This is a genomic window from Bradyrhizobium uaiense (assembly GCF_010811875.1).
In the GTDB taxonomy this organism is placed as follows: Bacteria; Pseudomonadota; Alphaproteobacteria; order Rhizobiales; family Xanthobacteraceae; genus Bradyrhizobium; species Bradyrhizobium uaiense.
In genome coordinates this window covers 1-228 of record NZ_VKHP01001180.1, presented here as the reverse complement: position 1 = coordinate 228, position 228 = coordinate 1, and the positions used below count along the sequence as shown (strand labels likewise).

The 228-nt window shown below is 58.8% G+C and carries 1 protein-coding gene; it reads right to left on the bottom strand.

What is annotated here, in order from left to right:
* The coding region (locus FNJ47_RS49205) for a transposase (RefSeq protein WP_163163891.1) at positions 1-228 on the bottom strand (228 nt) is incomplete at both ends.

Here is a 228-nt window from a genome sequence, read left to right as displayed (position 1 = left end):
CGCTTGTCCAACTGTCAGGCAGAAAGAGACGTAACGCGACCATCACTGGCACTTCGCCGCGCGCAAGCGTCAAAGACACCATCGTTTGGCAATTTGCCGTCTTGCCGAGAGCCGACGCGTATTGAGCCGCAACACCAACCGAGCGTTCGCCCTTCTTCGGCAGTGAGGTGTCATCAATAACGAGCACCGCATCCCTACCGCCGACAAGTCGGTCCGCCTGGTTGAGCA